The sequence below is a fragment of the Chryseobacterium soli genome, assembly GCF_000737705.1.
Classification (GTDB): Bacteria; Bacteroidota; Bacteroidia; order Flavobacteriales; family Weeksellaceae; genus Chryseobacterium; species Chryseobacterium soli.
Genome location: NZ_JPRH01000010.1, coordinates 1 through 18,735, shown reverse-complemented (window position 1 = coordinate 18,735; position 18,735 = coordinate 1). Strand labels below are relative to the sequence as shown.

At 37.3% G+C, this 18,735-nt stretch carries 17 protein-coding genes; 12 read left to right on the top strand and 5 right to left on the bottom strand.

Translation table 11 applies throughout. The features are described 5' to 3' along the window. Nucleotides 1–41: 41 nt before the first annotated feature. Complete coding sequence (locus tag IW15_RS18495) at nucleotides 42–869, bottom strand: GLPGLI family protein (protein ID WP_051882206.1); 828 nt, start codon at nucleotides 867–869, stop codon at nucleotides 42–44. A 175-nt stretch (nucleotides 870–1,044) separates the two neighbouring features. Here IW15_RS18495 and IW15_RS18490 point away from each other — a divergent pair, with 175 nt between their 5' ends. From IW15_RS18490 to IW15_RS18470, 5 genes are all read left to right on the top strand, one after another. Then, entirely contained in the window at nucleotides 1,045–2,238 is a 1,194-nt protein-coding gene (locus IW15_RS18490; protein WP_034714424.1) for a pyridoxal phosphate-dependent aminotransferase, read from the top strand. Nucleotides 2,239–2,272: 34 nt separating this feature from the next. Beyond that, nucleotides 2,273–5,212, top strand: a complete 2,940-nt coding sequence (locus IW15_RS18485; protein WP_034714422.1) for a M16 family metallopeptidase — start codon at nucleotides 2,273–2,275, stop codon at nucleotides 5,210–5,212. A gap of 148 nt (nucleotides 5,213–5,360) precedes the next feature. Next, nucleotides 5,361–5,993 carry a peroxiredoxin gene (locus tag IW15_RS18480; RefSeq protein WP_034714420.1) on the top strand — a complete coding sequence of 211 codons (633 nt, stop codon included), beginning with the start codon at nucleotides 5,361–5,363 and terminating at the stop codon, nucleotides 5,991–5,993. A 116-nt stretch (nucleotides 5,994–6,109) separates the two neighbouring features. Then, complete coding sequence (locus IW15_RS18475) at nucleotides 6,110–6,415, top strand: thioredoxin family protein (protein WP_034714418.1); 306 nt, start codon at nucleotides 6,110–6,112, stop codon at nucleotides 6,413–6,415. A gap of 1 nt (nucleotide 6,416) precedes the next feature. Continuing rightward, on the top strand, nucleotides 6,417–6,665 hold the full coding sequence (locus IW15_RS18470) for a DUF6952 family protein (protein ID WP_027375263.1): 249 nt from the start codon (nucleotides 6,417–6,419) through the stop codon (nucleotides 6,663–6,665). A gap of 88 nt (nucleotides 6,666–6,753) precedes the next feature. On the opposite strand, the gene IW15_RS18465 is transcribed toward IW15_RS18470, so the two are convergent. Genes IW15_RS18465 through IW15_RS18455 form a run of 3 tightly spaced genes read right to left on the bottom strand, consistent with a single transcriptional unit; the run spans nucleotide 6,754 to nucleotide 8,988 of the window. Further along, a complete protein-coding gene (locus IW15_RS18465) occupies nucleotides 6,754–7,440 on the bottom strand; it encodes a Bax inhibitor-1/YccA family protein (RefSeq protein WP_034714417.1) in 687 nt (228 codons plus the stop codon). Between the two features lie 17 nt (nucleotides 7,441–7,457). Beyond that, on the bottom strand, nucleotides 7,458–7,904 hold the full coding sequence (locus IW15_RS18460) for a hypothetical protein (RefSeq protein ID WP_034714416.1): 447 nt from the start codon (nucleotides 7,902–7,904) through the stop codon (nucleotides 7,458–7,460). Nucleotides 7,905–7,953: 49 nt separating this feature from the next. After that, the gene (locus IW15_RS18455) at nucleotides 7,954–8,988 is read right to left on the bottom strand and encodes an acyl-CoA reductase (RefSeq protein WP_034714415.1); all 1,035 of its coding nucleotides are present in this window, start codon (nucleotides 8,986–8,988) and stop codon (nucleotides 7,954–7,956) included. A gap of 59 nt (nucleotides 8,989–9,047) precedes the next feature. On the opposite strand from IW15_RS18455, the gene IW15_RS18450 reads away from it, so the two are divergent. The 7 genes from IW15_RS18450 (at nucleotide 9,048) to IW15_RS18420 (ending at nucleotide 17,080) form a co-directional block, all read left to right on the top strand. Further along, entirely contained in the window at nucleotides 9,048–9,398 is a 351-nt protein-coding gene (locus IW15_RS18450) for a 4Fe-4S binding protein (RefSeq protein WP_034714414.1), read from the top strand. A gap of 106 nt (nucleotides 9,399–9,504) precedes the next feature. Then, nucleotides 9,505–10,569 carry a 3-phosphoserine/phosphohydroxythreonine transaminase gene (serC, locus tag IW15_RS18445; protein WP_034714413.1) on the top strand — a complete coding sequence of 355 codons (1,065 nt, stop codon included), beginning with the start codon at nucleotides 9,505–9,507 and terminating at the stop codon, nucleotides 10,567–10,569. A gap of 118 nt (nucleotides 10,570–10,687) precedes the next feature. Next, the gene (locus IW15_RS18440) at nucleotides 10,688–11,653 is read left to right on the top strand and encodes a D-2-hydroxyacid dehydrogenase (RefSeq protein ID WP_034714412.1); all 966 of its coding nucleotides are present in this window, start codon (nucleotides 10,688–10,690) and stop codon (nucleotides 11,651–11,653) included. A gap of 3 nt (nucleotides 11,654–11,656) precedes the next feature. Further along, the gene (locus IW15_RS18435; RefSeq protein ID WP_034714410.1) at nucleotides 11,657–12,901 is read left to right on the top strand and encodes a DUF1015 domain-containing protein; all 1,245 of its coding nucleotides are present in this window, start codon (nucleotides 11,657–11,659) and stop codon (nucleotides 12,899–12,901) included. A gap of 55 nt (nucleotides 12,902–12,956) precedes the next feature. Continuing rightward, nucleotides 12,957–14,360, top strand: a complete 1,404-nt coding sequence (locus tag IW15_RS18430) for a M28 family peptidase (RefSeq protein ID WP_051882204.1) — start codon at nucleotides 12,957–12,959, stop codon at nucleotides 14,358–14,360. Nucleotide 14,361: 1 nt separating this feature from the next. Next, entirely contained in the window at nucleotides 14,362–15,720 is a 1,359-nt protein-coding gene (locus IW15_RS18425; protein WP_051882202.1) for a M20/M25/M40 family metallo-hydrolase, read from the top strand. A gap of 1 nt (nucleotide 15,721) precedes the next feature. Further along, entirely contained in the window at nucleotides 15,722–17,080 is a 1,359-nt protein-coding gene (locus tag IW15_RS18420; protein WP_034714408.1) for a M28 family peptidase, read from the top strand. 120 nt (nucleotides 17,081–17,200) lie between these two features. Here the strand turns inward: IW15_RS18420 and IW15_RS18415 are convergent, their stop codons facing one another. Beyond that, nucleotides 17,201–18,364 (bottom strand): retropepsin-like aspartic protease, encoded by a 1,164-nt coding sequence (locus IW15_RS18415; protein ID WP_034714406.1) that lies wholly within the window; start codon nucleotides 18,362–18,364, stop codon nucleotides 17,201–17,203. Nucleotides 18,365–18,735 lie beyond the last annotated feature (371 nt).

Genomic DNA, 18,735 nt, shown 5'->3' with positions numbered 1-18,735 from the left:
TATAAAAAAAGACTGCCTTTTAGCAGTCTTTTATTTTATTTCTAATCCATTTCAATGGGATTATTTGTTTTCCGTAACCTTTTGGCAATTTCAGCATCCATTCCGGCACCGCTTTTTTTCAGCTGGTTGGTGTCAAACTTACCAATGTACCCGTCTTTTAACTGAATACTCATCATTCCCGCTTTGGAATCCATATTCATGCTCTGAATATCATCCGCAGCAATGAAGGTGTAATTTTTCATAATCTTTTTGTATTCCTCCCTCGAAACCTGTTTATTGCTCTTAGGAACTAGCGCAAAGAGTGATTGTATTTTTTTGATCTGTATTAAATTAAAAACATGGTTATCATCAGCATCTTTCAATTTTAAAACAACCCCCGGTAGTCCGCTGAACTTATAAGGACCATCACTGATAGGATATTCTTTACTGAACCACGCCTCCCATTTTCTACCTTTATAGTCGGTTGTTGCTTTTTGGCAGTTCATAGTATTAATGGTTGCAAATTCCTTTTCTATTTTCCATTTCGGAGCATCGTTATCCGTGATCAACAGATTAACACTTTTAAATTTATCATAGAAATTCACTGTTTTTTTAGCATATTGTTTTTCAATGATATAATTTAAGTTCTGGTCATAATGTTTACTCTGAAAGAGCGCTGCATTGTTTTTATCGGCAGTATATGCAGAATCTCTTTCATATTTTACGGCATTATAAAAATAAGACTTTTTACCATCCGTATCCAGATTCATATAATCCGTTACCACGGAATCTTTCTTTCCGGCGTCCGGCTTCATTTTATATTCATATACAAAACGATAGTTCTGCGCTGAAAAAAGGGTTGCAAATAATAAAAACAATAATCTGTACATTTTCAATACTAATTTGGTTACAATACCGTTAAATGCCGTAAAAGCCGGTCATTTAATCTTATTTCCAAATCTAATGATTTAATATAAACCTGACAAAATTCTTATAAACTAGAATTGTTTTTATTTCCCGGCAAGATGTTTTTATTATATATTTGTTACAATTCAAAAATACTACATGGACAAACTTTCAGATAGAGTAAAAAGACTAGGCTACTCTCAGACTTTTGTAATGTCTAACAAAGCCAGAGAAATGAAAGCCAACGGAATAGACGTTATCAGCCTGACCCTTGGCGAACCGGATTTTGATGTTCCAGACAATATAAAACAGGCAGCTTTTGACGCCATCAACGAAAACTACAGCCACTACTCTCCTGTTCCGGGATTTTTAGAACTGCGCCAGGCTATCGTTCATAAATTAAAAAGAGATAATAACCTCGAATATAAACCGACCCAGATTTGTGTATCAAACGGTGCCAAACAAGCTATTTTAAATGTTTTGGCAGCCATCGTTAATGACGGAGATGAAGTATTGCTTCCCGCTCCTTATTGGGTAAGCTATGATGAAATGGTAAAAATGATGGGTGGAAACTCTGTCATGCTTCCCGCTTCCTACATCACTGATTTCAAGATTACTGCAGAACAACTGGAAGAAGCTATTACTGAAAAAACAAAAGCAATTCTTTTCAGTTCTCCGTGTAATCCTTCCGGCGGATATTATACATATGACGAGTTGAAATCTCTGGCAAAAGTAATTGCCAAATATCCGCATGTAACGGTGATTTCTGATGAGATCTATGAATACATCAACTACGAAACAAAAACCACTTCTATCGCTCAATTTCCTGAAGTATATGAGCAGACTGCCGTTATCAACGGAATGTCTAAGGCGTTTGCCATGACAGGATGGAGAATAGGATATTCCGCCTGCCCGGAATGGCTGGCGAAAGCATGTGAAAAAGTACAGGGACAGATGACCAGCGGCGCGAATACGGTAGCACAGAGAGCTTCTATCACAGCGTTAATGACAGATCCATCTGAATATAGATACATGATCGATGCCTTCAAAAAAAGAAGAGATCTTGTGTACGGCCTCATGAAAGAAATTCCAGGATTTAAAGTAGTACTGCCAAAAGCAGCCTTCTACTTCTTCCCGGATATTTCTTATTATATCGGAAAAACTTTAGACGGAACAGAAATAAAAGATTCTGATGATTTCGCCATGTTCCTATTAGAAAATGCACGTGTAGGATGTGTAGGCGGAGTTTCTTTCGGCAGTCCGGAATGTATAAGATTCTCTTATGCTGCATCGGAAGAAGACCTTACAGAAGCGATGAAAAGAATCAAAGATCTGTTGACTAAATTCAATTAAATATAATTATTATATAAACACACGACTATAACACATGAATTTTTTTAAGAGAATCACAATTGTAACAAGTATTGCTGCGGCGAGTTTCACGGGCTATGCTTACGGACAGGATTTCCAATGGAAGGAAGCCAAATCGAATGGCTATTCCTATAAGTACGTCACCAACGACCCTACTTCAGCAAGATATTACACCCTAAAAAATGGGTTGACTGTCATTTTAAGCCCAACCAGTAAAGATCCAAGAATCCAGGCTTATATTGCGACAAAAGCAGGAAGTAAAACTGACCCCGCAGATCATACAGGACTTGCCCATTACCTGGAGCATATGCTTTTTAAGGGAACGGATAAATTCGGTTCTAAAGACTGGGCAAAAGAAAAACCTCTATTAGACCAGATTGATGCTCTTTACGAGAAATACAATAAAACAACAGACGAAACTCAAAGAAAAGCAATTTATAAGGAAATTGACAGAGTTTCCGGGGAAGCTGCAAAATATGCCATCGCCAACGAGTACGACAAAATGATGGCCGGAATGGGCGCTGACGGAACAAACGCGTTCACTTCTTTTGAACAAACCGTATACACAGAAGATATTCCTGCTAATGTAGTGGATAAATTCCTGGCTGTACAGGGTGAAAGATTCAGAGAGCCTGTTTTAAGACTTTTCCATACAGAACTAGAGGCAGTTTACGAGGAAAAGAACAGATCTCTTGATGATGATGCTGACAAGGTGTATGACATGATGTTTGCCAGCTTATTTCCTAATAACAACTATGGAAAGCAAACCACCATCGGAACGATCGAGCATTTGAAAAACCCTTCTCTTAATGCCATCAGAAATTATTTCAACAGTTATTATGTTCCTAATAACATGGGAATCATTATGTCCGGAGATTTTAATCCTGATGAAATGATTGCCAAGATAGATAAAGCCTTCTCTTACATGAAACCTAAAACGGTTCCTGAATATAAGGTAGGACAGGAAAAATCAATCACCGCTCCAATCGTTAAAGAAGTAGTAGGCCCTAATCCTGAAAACGTAATGCTCGGTTTCAGATTTCCGGGTGCCACAACAAAAGACGCGAGATTATTAAACTTAGTGGGCAATATGCTTACCAACGGACAGGCTGGATTAATTGACCTTGACTTAGTAAAAAAACAGAAATTATTAGGAGCGTACGCTTACCCATATGTTTTAAAAGACTATTCCGTTCTTTTACTTCAGGGGAAACCTACCGAAGGGCAATCGCTGGATGAAGTGAAAAACCTTCTTCTTCAGGAAATTGACAAACTTAGAAAAGGGGAATTCTCGGATGACCTGATTCAGTCTATTGTTAATAATGAAAAGAAAAGTATCATTCAGAAAGATGAAAAATATTCTTCAAGAGCAAGTATCCTGATGGATGAATTTACTTCTGATATTGATCATAAAGCTTCTCTGGAATATGTAGACGAAATATCCAAACTTACCAAAAAGGATATTATGGATTTCGCTGCAAAGTATCTTCAAAACAACAATTATGTAGCGATCTACAAGAGAAAAGGTGAAGACAAGAGCATTGTAAAAGTGGATAAGCCTACAATTACTCCGGTTTCTGTAAACAGAGAAGATCAGTCTCCTTTCCTTAAAAAGATCGATGAAATGCCGGAAAATGCTATTACTCCGGTATGGTTGAACTATGATAAAGATATCGCTAAAAATAAATTGGGAAGTGTAGATGTATTGTCTGTAAAAAATACGGATAACGCCCTGTTCAGATTATACTATCACTTTGATTCCGGAAAATGGAACAATAAAATCCTTCCTCTGGCGGCAGAATATCTTGAATACCTGGGAACAAAAAACAAATCTTCTGAAACCATCAGTAAAGAATTCTACAAACTGGCTTCAAGCTTTAATGTAAGTGCCGGAAATGAAGAAACTTACGTATCTCTTGAAGGGTTAAATGAAAATTTTGCTCAAACCGCTTCCCTGTTTGAAGATCTGATCAAAAACTGTCAGGCAGATCAGGAGGCATTGGACGCTTATAAAATCAGGTTAAAGAAGGCCAGAGCCAACGCAAAACAGAACAAAGGGACCATTATGGCCGGACTTAGAAGTTACGCGCAGTATGGTCCTCAAAACCCATTCAACAATGTATTAAGTGACGCTGAACTGGATGCGTTAAAGGCAGAAGACCTTATTAATGTACTTCATGACTTGTTCAACAATAAGCATAGAGTATTATACTATGGACCAAAATCCGGAAATGAAGTTACGGCTGCTCTGACACCGGTACACAAACTACCTGCTACCCTGAAAGAACTTCCAAAATCTAAAACTTTTGCTCAGATCCCAACCGATAAGAACAAGGTTTTATTTGCTCATTATGATATGGTGCAGGCCGAAGTTTTCTGGGTAAGAAATGCTGATCAGTATAATTCATCAACAACACCTACCGTAAGCTTATTCAATAATTATTTTGGTGGCGGAATGGGTTCTATCGTGTTCCAGACCATCAGAGAGTCTAAAGCATTAGCTTACTCCACCTATTCTTACTTTGCCCTTCCAAGCAAAAAAGAAGATAAGGATATGGTAATGGCATATGTTGGAACTCAGGCTGATAAATTCAATGAGGCTACAACCGCGATGAACGAACTTCTTACTGATCTTCCAAAATCAGATCAGTTATTTGAAACAGCAAAAAGCGGATTGAAAAAAACGATCGCTTCTGAAAGAATTACCCAAGACGGAATTATCTTCTCTTATTTAAAAGCCCAAAAGCTTGGAAATAATTTTGATATGAGAAAGAATGTGTACGAGCAGGCTCCGAAACTGGCGTTCACGGACATCAGTAATTTCCACGACAAACAGATGAAAGGTAAAAACTATACATACTGTATCGTTTCCTCTCAGGATAAAGTGAATGAAGCCGATATGAAAAAACTCGGAGAAGTGAAAAAGCTTAGCCTAACCGAAGTATTCGGTTATTAAAAGATAATGAAAAGCCCTGAATTCAGGGCTTTTTTCTTTAGGATCAATCAAAAACAATTATAGATCCTATTTATCGATATTGATTTGTTCGATAGACAGAATAGTTCTATATTTGCATCAGAAAATTTAAATATAAAAACCGAAAATTATGTCTTTAGTAGGAAAAAAATTCCCAAATGTAGCAATTGACGCAATGTCTGAAATGGGTGATGATCTTAGAATCAACATCTTCGAAGAAACCACTAAAAACCAACAAAAAGTTATTTTATTCTGGTACCCGAAAGATTTCACTTTCGTATGCCCGACTGAGCTTCACGCTTTCCAGGATGCTTTTGGTGAATTCGAAAAAAGAAACACAAAAGTAATCGGTGCTTCTTGTGATACTAACGAAGTACACTTTGCATGGTTAAACACAGCAAAAGACAACGGAGGTATTGAAGGAGTTACTTACCCTCTTTTGGCAGATACGCACAGACAATTGGCTAACGCTTTAGGAATTGTAGATCAGGATTTCGAATATGATGAAGAAGGTAATGAAAACTTCACAGGCTCTAACGTTACTTACAGAGCAACATACCTAATTGACGAAACTGGAAAAGTATTCCACGAGTCTGTAAACGATATGCCTCTTGGAAGAAACGTAAAAGAATATTTAAGATTAATCGACGCTTATACTCACGTTCAGAAGCATGGAGAAGTTTGTCCTGCTAACTGGGAAGAAGGAAAAGATGCTATGAAAGCTGACAGAAATTCTACCGCTGAATATTTAGCAAAAAATTAATCAAAATTAATCTAACAATGTAGCAATGTATCAGTGTAACAATGATTGGTAAATTGGTAAACTGGTAAATTATTAGATTGCTACATTGTTTGTTTTTTATTCTAAAAAATAAACTCATGTATACAGAATTAACAGAAGATACCTTACAAAATATCGTAACCGATAATGAAAAAGTAGTCGTTCAGTACGGGGCAACCTGGTGTGGAAACTGCAGAATCATGAAACCTAAATTCAAAAAATTAGCCTCTGAAAATGAAGATATCCCATTTTTATACGTAGATGCTGAGAAACTTCCGGAAAGCAGAAAATTAGCAAAAGTGGACAACTTACCTACTTTCGCCATCTTCAAAAACGGTGAATTGGTCAACCAGGTTCAGTCTAACCAGGCGGAAAGTTTAATTAATTTATTTAACGAATTATAATATGAAACTACCTGTAATAAGACAATTTTATCAGAATCAGACACCGGAAAACCTTGAAAAAACACTGGAAGTTTTAGAAAGCTTCTCTGAGTTCAGAGGAACCAGCGAAGAAGATTTAAACGTTGCCGGAGAATTGATTACCAACATTTGCGGAGCTTTAGAAGTTCATGCCAATGTACAAAACGGAATGAGTGAAAAAGATGCTTTAAATTCTTTTGCTCAGAAAGTTTTAGGTTCAATTGACAAGTAGTCTTTATCCAATATACTACTCCTAAAAAAGTAAAAATCCCGATGCATTAACATCAGGATTTTTTGGGTTTATTATTTTTTCTATGGTCTTAGCTTCTTCTGCTCATTAAAATACTCAAAAGATACCAGAACAATAACATGATCGAAGCGAAAAGCTGCAAAGAAGCTCCCACATACTGATTGGTAGCATACGAATCTTTAAGTTTGCTGGTCTGATATAAAATCGTTGCCGAAGCTAAAATTACCATTCCTACCGAGAACCACAGTCCAAGATTAAATCCGAAAAGCATTCCTCCTACAATCAATCCCAGAGCAATAAATCCTCCGATAACGATTACATTTCTTAAAAAAGAAAAATCTCTCTTCGAAGTAAAGGCTACTGCAGAAATCCCTGCAAACATCGCTACAGTTAACGTTGCAGCCTGGAAAATAACTTTTGGCCCGGAATACAGCATCGCGATATAAATCAGCGGCAGGAAAATCACAGCTTCAAGCAGAATGTAGAATCCAAGTCCAAAATACTGCGTTGACCTACTTTGTGAAAGCGACCATTTATTCGCTAAGAAAGAAGCCAGCCAAAAAACACCGATTATCAAAAGCCATATGTATCGCTGAGCAAACATGGCAAAAATAAGCTGCTCCGGAACTATTTTCAATAAAACAGTTTCAACTCCTATAAAGGCAAGAATTGACAAAGCAACGTGCAGGTATGTTTTCTTATAAAAACTTGCTTTTTCCACATCGGTGGAATTCGCAACTAAAACATCTGTCATCATAATTTATATTTTTTTAATTATTCACTTTTACTTAAGGGTTTAATCCCTAATATCTTACCATCTTCCTCAAACACAACACTCACTACTCCCTGAGCAGTTGAATCTCCTTCGTATCTGTATTGAATTACAGGATAATTAGAACCATCTGCCACAGGCGTATAATCTGCTTTTAAAACCTCAAACTTTTTTGTAACATCAATGCCATCTTTAACTTTCTTAAGGACACCATCGGTAACAATAGTTTTCACTTTTTCAGAAATTAATCCGTCCATCGCCTTACGGTCGGAAGACTTTAAAGCATTGACAAATTCGAAGAATTTCCCGTTATACAATTTGATTTTTTCCTTGCTCAGTTCCGACGGTAAAGCTGTTTTCTGGCTCTCCTGCACTTTCAGATTTACGACTTCCTGTGCAAAGAAAAACTGTCCGAAAAGAACGGCAAGTCCAAACATTAATTTTTTCATACTATTGATTTCTTGGATTGGGTGAAATAAGTGATTGAAGATACGAAAATCAAACCAATTCCAAAAATTTCATCGTATCTACATTATCGGCATACGTATTCAGACTTGGGTTTTGGGCCTCTCCAAAGCCGATTGAATCCAGACCCAACTCTTCTTTAGCCACGATACATTGAATACTTTCTCCGTTTTCAGCAATGAAATTTTTAACATCATCTAACGAAGAATATCTACTGAAATGAACGACAGAAAGCGGACTGAATAATTTATCATCCTCTTTCAGCATGACAAAATTATTATCCCAGAATTTATCCTGATTCAATAAAAACACAGCCCTGTTATAGTCATAATTGTTGGCATATTTATTATGATTGATAATATCTTTATACTCAATAAAGCTTTCAAACAGCCTGTCAATCAGAAAGTCATCCGGAATAAAAATACGGGTTACATTCCTGCATCCCAACCCGAAGTACTGGAAAATATCTTTCGCCAGCAATTGCAATTCTTCTGGAGTTTCATCCCCTTTCAGTACTGCCGCAGAAGTTCTGTTTTTACGGATGATGCTTAAACTGTTTTTAAAATAGTATTCTAAATATCTTGCTGTATTATTACTGCCGGTTGCAATCACCGCATCAAAATCTTTCAATCGTTCAACAAACTCATAATTAACCTGATCATCAGAAAATTCTTTCCATTTTCTCAGTAAAAACGGAACCATATACTTATCTTTTGAAGAAAGTTTGATCACCGGAATATGATTGCTCAGCACCACCGATATCACATCATGAAATCCTACCAAAGGAATATTCCCCGCTAAAATAAGTCCTACCCTTTTGGTGATCTTAGAGATCGAATAGTCTTTAAGCCAGTTTTTTATATTTTCTTCAGTAAGTAAACCAGACCACTGCTGTAAGGCAAATTTCTGATTATCAATAGTAAACCATGGATTTTCAATTTCAGATTTCTTTAACAATAATTCAAAATCTAAATCATTATCATTATATCCTTCTGGATTCTTTGCTAAAAACTCTTTTATATAATCGCCTAGCTTAATAAGTCCTAAAACTTGTTTTTCAATATTCATAATTGCTGTAAAATTGGGGAATATTTTGTAATTTTGTGCAAATTTAAAAAAAATTAGCGATGGCTATTAAAATAACTGATGAATGCATTAATTGTGGGGCCTGCGAACCGGAGTGTCCAAATAATGCAATATATGAAGGAGCAGTAGACTGGAAAGCTTCCGAGGGTACTGAGCTTAAAGGTACTGTCACATTGCCGTCAGGTCTTACTGTAAATGCAGATGCACCACAGGAACCTGTAAGCGATGATGTTTATTTTATTGTTACAGACAAATGTACAGAATGTAAAGGATTCCATGAGGAACCACAGTGTGCTGCCGTTTGCCCGGTAGATTGCTGTGTTCCGGATGAAGATCACGTAGAATCTGAAGAAGCGCTGCTTAATAAAAAAGCGTTTTTACACGGTGAATAAAAAAACGCCGTCTCATGAAGTATGGGACGGTTTTTTTAACTATAAATCTCAATAAATCTAGTAAAATGCAAGTCCGCAAGTTCTTGCACAACCAAAAAATAAAAATATGAGCAAAAAGCACAACTTCAGCGCAGGACCATGTATTTTACCTCAGGAGGTATTCGAAAAATCAGCAGAAGCTATTTTAGATTTTAATGGTATTGGACTTTCTCTTTTAGAAATCTCCCACAGAAGCAAGGATTTCGTTGCTGTCATGGATGAGGCGCGTGCCATTGTAAAAAGATTAATGAATCTGGGTGATGATTATGAAGTTTTATATTTGGGAGGTGGTGCCAGCCTGCAGTTTGCAATGGTTCCTTACAACCTGATGAAAGTAGGGGGAAAAGCCGCTTATACCAATACCGGAACCTGGGCAGCAGGAGCTATCAAAGAAGCTCAAAAGCTGGGAACAGTGGATGTGGTAGGTTCTTCAAAAGAAGAAAACTATTCATTCATTCCGAAAGATTACACGGTATCTTCAGAATATGATTATTTCCATTGTACTTCAAACAACACGATCTACGGAACACAGATGAAGTCTTTTCCGGAAGTGGATACGTTGATGGTATGTGATATGAGTTCTGATATTTTTTCAAGACAACTGGATTTCTCTAAATTTGATCTGATTTATGCTGGTGCTCAGAAAAATATGGGACCTGCAGGAGTTACCTTAGTGGTGATTAAAAAAGAAATCCTTGGAAAAACAGGAAGAGAAAATATGTTGTCTATACTAGATTATTCTCAGCATATTTCAAAAGAATCAATGTACAATACCCCTCCTGTTTTCCCTGTGTATGCTACATTATTGACTCTTCAGCATCTTGAAAGAAACGGCGGAATTGCTGCTGCTGAAAAAAGAAATGAAGCAAAAGCAAAACTTTTGTATGATGAAATAGACAGAAATCCTCTGTTTGAAGCATTTTGTGTAAAAGAAGACCGTTCTTTAATGAATGTTTCTTTCCAAATCACAGACGAAAGTAAAAAAGAAGCATTTGACAATGCCTGGAAAGCAGCAGGAATCAGCGGACTGAACGGGCACAGAAGCCTGGGAGGTTACAGAGCCAGTCTGTATAACGCTTTACCGATTGAAAGCGTACAGGTATTGGTAGACGTAATTCAGTCTATAAACTAATCAATGTAAGTATTAAAAAATTCAAAGATAGAAAGAGGGAAATGCAGTTAATTTAAATTGATTAATTTGCAGGCCTATTTAAAATCTTTCAATCTTTGAATTTTAAATTAAATAAACTATGAAAGTCTTAGCTAACGATGGAATCTCCAAAGCAGGGGAATTAGCCTTACAGGAAGCAGGAATTGAAATTCTGGACAACAGAGTTGCCCAGGACCACGTGATCAACTTTATCAACGAGAACAACGTGGACGTTCTTCTGGTAAGAAGCGCAACTAAAGTGAAGCAAGATATTATTGATGCCTGCCCCGGCCTGAAAATTATTGGGAGAGGCGGTATCGGAATGGATAATATTGATGTAGAATATGCAAAAAGCAAAGGAATACAAGTAATCAATACCCCTAATGCGTCTTCAAAATCAGTGGCAGAACTGGTTTTTGGACATTTCTTTTCATTGGCAAGGTTTCTTCACGAATCCAACAGATTAATGCCTTTAGAAGGAGAAACTCATTTCAATGCGATGAAAAAATCATTCAGCAATGCGTATGAGCTTTCAGGAAAAACATTAGGAGTGATAGGGTTTGGAAGTATTGGCCAGGAAGTCGTAAAGATGGGAATTGCCTTAGGAATGAAAGTAAGTGTATTAACCCGAAAAGTTAAAACAAAAACACTTACACTGGATTTTTTTGACGGACAGTCTGTACATTTTGAAGTAACTTCCACCACTGATTCTGATGAATTCCTAAGCAACGCAGATTTTATCAGTATTAATACTCCACAAACCAATGAATATATCATAGATGCCGCCCAGTTTGAGAAAATGAAAGACGGCGTTTATATTGTCAATACTGCCAGAGGCGGTGTGATCAATGAGGTAACTCTGATTGACTATATTGAATCCGGTAAAGTGGCCGGTGCAGCATTGGACGTTTTCGAACGCGAACCCAATCCTGAAGTCCTTTTACTGATGAACCCATCATTATCGCTTTCTCCACATGTAGGAGGAAATACGGTAGATGCTCAGGAAAAGATCGGAGTTGAGCTTGCAGAACAAATTATTAAGCTACAAAAAGAAATTATAAAATAAAATATGCCTGTTTTTAAACCTTTCCGTGGAATAAGACCTCATAAAGACTTTGAGAGCACTTTCCCTACGCATCCTCTTGACAATTTTACCCAGGAAGAGATTGCGGAGAAGGCTCAAGTTGAAAATACTTACATCAATATGATAAAGCCTTATGTTGTAAGTAAATCTAAAGATATTGACCGGAACTTAAGAAAAATACGTTCTACTTTTGAAGAACTCCTGGAAGAGAAAACACTGGTCCAGGACAGTTCGGCTTATTATCTTTATGAGCAGATCTATCCCAACAAACAGGTATTCAGAGGCCTGCTAGGCCTTGCCAGCATAGAAGATTTCTGGAACGGGAAAATTAAAAGGCACGAAAGTACCATTCCTCAAAAGAAGGAAAAACTGGCTCATTATCTGGAGAAAGTAAACCTGCAGGCTGAACCTGTACTGCTTACTTATCCTTCCAATTCAAAAATTGAATTGCTGATGAACCATGAGGAGAAAAACGTTCCGATTTTCAATCATGTGGATTCTATAGGCATCAGACATAAAATCTGGCGCATCGATAACCGCCTGAAATTACAGCAGTTTAAAGAAGTGATCGATCAGATTGATTCCTTCTACATTGCAGACGGCCACCACAGGATCGGTTCTACCGCTCTGAATGCAAAGCGTAATAAAGATAAAAACAAGAGACATAACGGTACGGAAGCGTATAATTTTGTATACAGCTTTATCGTTTCCAACCAGTCGATTAAAATTCATGACTACAACAGGATTTTAAGCGATATTGACGGCATTTCGAAAGAAGACTTTTTAAAAGAGCTTGAAAAATATTTTCTGATTCATGAAAAAGGAGAAACGGCATATTTTCCTTCACAGAAATTCCATATGTCCATGTATATGGACGGAAAGTTTTATTCACTTCACGTAAAACACGACCTTCGTTCTGCAGAAATGTCATTGGATAATGTAGACCACCATCTTTTAGATAAATACATCTTTAAAAATATTCTGAAAATCGAGAACTCTGACAGTTCAGACAAAATCTCTTATGTAAAAGGCACATCCAACATCCAGGGAATCAATTTATTAAAAGAAAAAGTAGACAATGGTGAAGGAAAAGTAGGTTTCGGAATTTATCCTGTAAGTTTTAATGATATGATTAAAATTTCAGACCTGAAGCTAAGCATGCCTCCAAAATGTACATTCATTGAGCCAAAATTGGTTACAGCATTACTCATGTACGACATGAAACCTTAAAATATTCCTATTTTTTCGCTACTTTTATCGGCGGAAAAAGAAATGGTTTATAAAAATGAAAAAAATATTCATTATACTTCCACTCTTTTTGAGTGGATTTTTATTTTCTCAGAAAAAACCTCAAAAAAAGCCGGTAAAAAAAGGAATCGTTGTAAAATTAAATTACCAAGATGAGTTTAAAAAGATCTCGGATGAGATCATGACTAACGGAACCGCTTACGAAAACCTTGGAGAATTAACTAAAGGTGTTGGATCTCGTTTCAGCGCAACACCAGGTTATATGAAAGCCGTAGAATGGGCTGAAAAGAAGTTTAAAGATGCCGGTATTGAAATGATCTGGAGACAGGAAGTAAAAGTTCCTGTTTGGATACGGGGAAAGGAATCTTTGCAGATAAAAGCCGGTAATGGAGATTGGAAAAACATCAGAATGCTGTCTTTTGGAAATTCTGAAGGAACCGGAGGCAAAGATCTTACAGGTGAAATTGTTCAGATTAATACTGTTTCTGAGCTTAATTCTTTATCCGTTGGACAATTAAAAGATAAAATCGTTTTCGTTAATCTCCCGATCGATCCAAAAATCATTAACACAAGTGATTCTTATTTAGTTACCGCAAAATCAAAATTAATTTCAGCTTCTGTCATTTCAAAAACAGGGGCAAAAGCTTTAATTATAAGATCTTTAACAACAGCATCCGATGATACGCCTCATGCAAAAATGGTCTATTATGAACCTGATGATAAAGTTAAAATTCCCGCTTTATCAATTGGAGTAAGATCTGCTGATGAATTGGAAAAGTTATTAAAAAAACAAAAAGTAATTGCAAAATTAAATCTGTCTGCCGAATCAAAAGGCGATACGACCAATCCGAATATTATTGCTGAAATTCAAGGTAAAAAAGATTCTAAAGTCATTGTTTTGGGGGCTCAGCTAGATTCCTGGGATTTTGCAGAAGGTGCCCACGATGACGGTACCGGCGTGGTTCAGTGTATTGAAGTATTGAGAACCCTGAAAGCATTGGGTTATGAAAATAACCATACGATCAGAGTGGTATTATACGCAAACAGTGAAAACGGCGGACAGGGACGTGACATGTATGCAGCGTACGTTAAAAAGAGAGATGAAAAACATATTTTTGCTTTAGGAACAGATGCCGGAGGGTATTCACCAAGAGGGTTTTCACTAGATATGTCTCCTCAGAGAAGAAGATTGATATTTGATTGGAAAAGTTATTTCCTTCCTTACGGCATTTATGATTTTGACCAGACTGATGCCATTCAGGATATTTCTCCGTTGAAAAAGCTGGACATTCCTTTGGCTGAATTGGTAGTCGATACCCAAAGATATTTTGATTATCACCATTCTGTAGAGGATACTTTCGATAAAGTAAGTAAAAGAGAACTTTTGCTTGGTGCAGTTGCCATGACGCAGCTTATTCTTATGATTGATAAAAACTGGTAAAATGAAAAAGACCGTTACCCTTTCACTTTTAATGGTAAGCATGGCTGTTTTAGGACAGTCTAAAGAAGATTCCGTACAATTCAGTAAAATCTCCACGGAAATACTCAATAACGGGAAAGGATATACACAATTAAAAGAGTTAACCAAAAACATAGGCCATCGTTTAAGCGGTTCCCAATCTTACGAAAAAGCAGTAGAATGGGCAGCACAGAAACTCAGGGATGCCGGTGCTGACAAAGTATGGCTTCAGGAAGTCATGGTCCCGGTCTGGGAAAGAGGAAAAGAATCTCTCCAGATCAGAACCCCGGATGGCAAATGGAAAAGTCTCAAAATGCTTTCTCTTGGAAATTCCGAAGGAACGGGTGGAAAAGATGTCTCCGGTGAGATGATTATGGTAAGATCTTTAGAGGAATACGACAGGCTTCCGGCAGATCAAGTAAAGGATAAGATCGTATTCTTTAACTACCCTTTTAATCAATCACATGTGCAAACTTTTATTTCATACCGGGAAGCCGGAGCATACAGAAGAACTGCAGCCAATTTAACAGCCCAAAAAGGCGGAAAGTTTGCCATAATCAGATCTTTGTCTTCAGCATTTGATGATATTCCCCATACAGGTAATATGCGGTATGATGAGAATATTTCCAAAGTACCGGCTGTAACCATCGGAAATACTACCGCAGATGAACTGGAAGTATTGTTAAAAAACAAAAAAGTTACCGCAAAGCTCAATTCCAACTGCGGCATGAAAGGTGAGAAACTCTCCCACTCTGTTATTGGTGAAATCACAGGCAAAAAAGACCAGAGCGTTATTGTTGTAGGAGGACATTTGGATTCCTGGGATGTAGGCGAAGGAGCTCATGATGATGGTGCCGGAATTGTTCAGAGTATCGAAGTCCTTAGAACCTTTAAAAAACTGGGAATTAAGAATAGCCATACGATCCGGGCGGTCTGTTTTGCGAATGAAGAAAACGGAACGATGGGCGGAAAACAATACGGAAAAACAGCCAAAGAAAATAATGAGAAACATCTTTTCGCGATAGAATCTGATGCAGGAGGTTTTTCTCCGAGAGGCATATCACTGGAAATGGATGATCAAAACAGAAAACAGATTCAAAGCTGGACCAGTCTTTTTCTGCCTTATGGCGTCTATAATTTTGAAGGAAAATATTCGGGATCAGATATTGCCCCGCTTCATGAAACAGGAGTTCCTACTGCAGAATTGGTACCTGATCCGCAACGTTATTTTGACATCCACCATACGGAAGAAGATACTTTCGAAAAAGTAAACCGCAGAGAGCTCCTTCTGGGATCTGTTGTAATGACACAGCTTATTTATATGATTGATAAAAACTGGTAAAATGAAAAAAATAATTGGAACTACATTGCTTCTATTAAGCATGACTGTATTCGGTCAGGCAAAAGAAGACTCTATACAATTCAGTAAAATTTCCACGGAAATTCTGAATAATGGAAAAGGATATACAGAATTAAAAGAACTAACCAAAAACATAGGCCATCGTTTAAGCGGTTCCCAATCTTACGAAAAAGCCGTAGAATGGGCAGCACAGAAACTCAGGGATGCAGGCGCTGATAAGGTATGGCTTCAGGAAGTCATGATCCCTGTCTGGGAAAGAGGAAAAGAATCTCTCCAGATCAAAACCCCAGATGGAAAATGGAAAAGTCTTAAAATGCTTTCTCTTGGAAACTCTGAAGGCACCGGCGGAAAAGACGTTTCAGGAGAGATTATTATGGTAATATCCATGGAAGAATACGACAAGTTACCTGCTGAACGGGTGAAAGATAAGATCGTCTTCTTCAACTATCCCTTTAGCCAGTCTTTCGTAGAAACTTTCAAGGGATATGGCGATGCAGCAAAGTACAGGGTGAACGCAGCTTCTTTAACTTCTAAAAAGGGAGGAAGATTTGCCATTATCCGGTCATTATCTTCTGCTTTTGATGATATCCCTCATACCGGAGGGATGCGGTATGATAAAGACTACGCTAAAATTCCGGCTGTTGCCATAGGAAATACTACTGCCGATGAACTGGAGAATCTTTTAAAAAGCCAAAAAATTACTGCCAAGCTAAACTCTAACTGCGGTATGAAAGCTGAAAAACTCTCCCACTCTGTTATTGGCGAGATCACCGGCAAAAAAGACCAGAGCGTTATTGTTGTCGGCGGCCATTTGGATTCCTGGGATGTAGGCGAAGGTGCCCATGATGATGGTACCGGAATTGTTCAGAGTATCGAAGTCCTCAGAACCTTCAAAAAACTGGGAATTAAAAATAACCACACCATCAGAGCAGTATGCTTTGCCAATGAAGAAAATGGTGTAAAGGGAGGCGTACAGTATGGCAAAACAGCCAAAGACAATAATGAAAAACATCTTTTTGCGATAGAATCTGATGCCGGAGGTTTTGCCCCAAGAGGAATCTCCCTGGAAATGGACGATACCAAAAGAAATCAGATCAAAAGCTGGGCACCTTTATTCTTTCCCTACGGTGTCTACAACTTTGAAGGAACTTATTCCGGAACTGATATTTATCCGCTTCATGACATGGGGGTTCCCACCGCGGAGCTCGTTCCCGATTCACAGCGGTATTTTGATATCCACCATACAGAAGAAGATACTTTCGAAAAGGTTAACCGCCGGGAATTGCTGCTTGGAGCGACCGCTATGACCCAACTTATTTATATGATTGATAAAAACTGGTAGAATTATATATAACTTCTTACTATTATAAAACCGCCTGTATAGGCGGTTTTTGTATTAATCTTTTCATTGAATTAAAGTTCCTTAAAACACATATTTAGAGTAATTTGATATGGAAAACCACTATTTCAAATACTCTTTCTTACTCATTCTGAAATCCAGAATATTACCGTCTCTCTTTACTTTGACTTCAATCGTACTGAAATCCTTTTCTACTCTATTGGTAAAATAATGGCAGGCTCCATCTTTGTCCAGTTTATCAAGTTCCACATCATTAATACTGATAATGGAATCCCCTACTTTCAATGGAAAGTTTTCCTCCTCAAATACAAAGGCAACCACAGGTTTTGAATCTACGAAACGATATCCGAAACCAAATGATTCCAGTTTGGGAGCCTCATTTTTAATTCGCTTCATATACACCTTATTATTGGTCCAGTCCATAATGAAAGAGAAATTCTTAAAGAAATCATTTCCAATCAGATTGGAATTCCCGGTACTCGCAATTTCATTAGCAAAGCTTTTATTTCCCAGAGAAATCTCATCAGCTTTGAAAATATATCCGGCAATCGGTTTTCCGGCCCCATAAGCTCCCACAGAGCTTGTACCGTACGTTTTAATGCTTTTTGCTGCTTTACCGATATCGTAGTTGCTTTCTGACATCTTCATCCTTCCGGAAAATCCGGTATCAAATGTAAGATCCATTTTTTTATCTAAAACTTTGGCTATTACAACAGGTGTTTTCTGTGGCTTCGGATCAAAAGGAATAACTGTATCATAGGCACTCAGATCGAACAGAGACAGGTCTTTTGTAGCCTCCAGTGAATTCTCCGAATAGTTGATCCTCCAAAACAGTTTTGCCATTTGATTCGCACCAAGAATACCGTCAACCTTAAAACAGTCCAGTTCTGAAACCGTAAAATCCATTACCACAACACCAATATTTTTAAAAACCACATTATCTACCACCATTTCCGGGAGTTCTGTAAAGATCTGCGTCTGTTTATTTTTCTGTGAATCTTTAATTTTAGCCTTGTATTTTTTCTCAAGGTTGAGTTCAGTGTAAACAGCATTCGAAATGACCGTTGGAGCACCGGTATCAAAAAGGAAATTATATTTCTTACCATTGATGCTGACCTGTACAAAAGGCAGATCTCCGGTATATCTCAGGTTGATCTTCTCTACGGGATTTTTAAGCTGCACATTACCGCTTTCAAAGAATTTCTTTCCCTGTGCGGAAAGTGAGAGCATACACAATATAAAAAAAGGGTACAACGTTTTTTTCATAATAAGATTTAAAGCGAATGTACAAAGATTTAGTGTAAATATTGATCCGGCAGAAAGTCTAAATTTGAATTTTCTTCTAAATTAAAGTATAAAAAAATTACAAAATAGATATAATGCAATGGTATAATATTTCATAACAATTTTAAATCTTTTCAATAATTTCTTTCGGAAGTATATCATTAGTTCAAGTTGATATTTCTTATTTTCCAGCCATAAAAAACCGCTCCAAGATGGCGGCATTCAAATATTAAAAATGGCGACTATATACAATTTTACACCATTGTCATTCTGACGAAGGAAGAATCCCATGATAGCTTAGATTCTTCATTTCACTACGTTACATTCAGAATGACAGAGTCATAATAATAAGA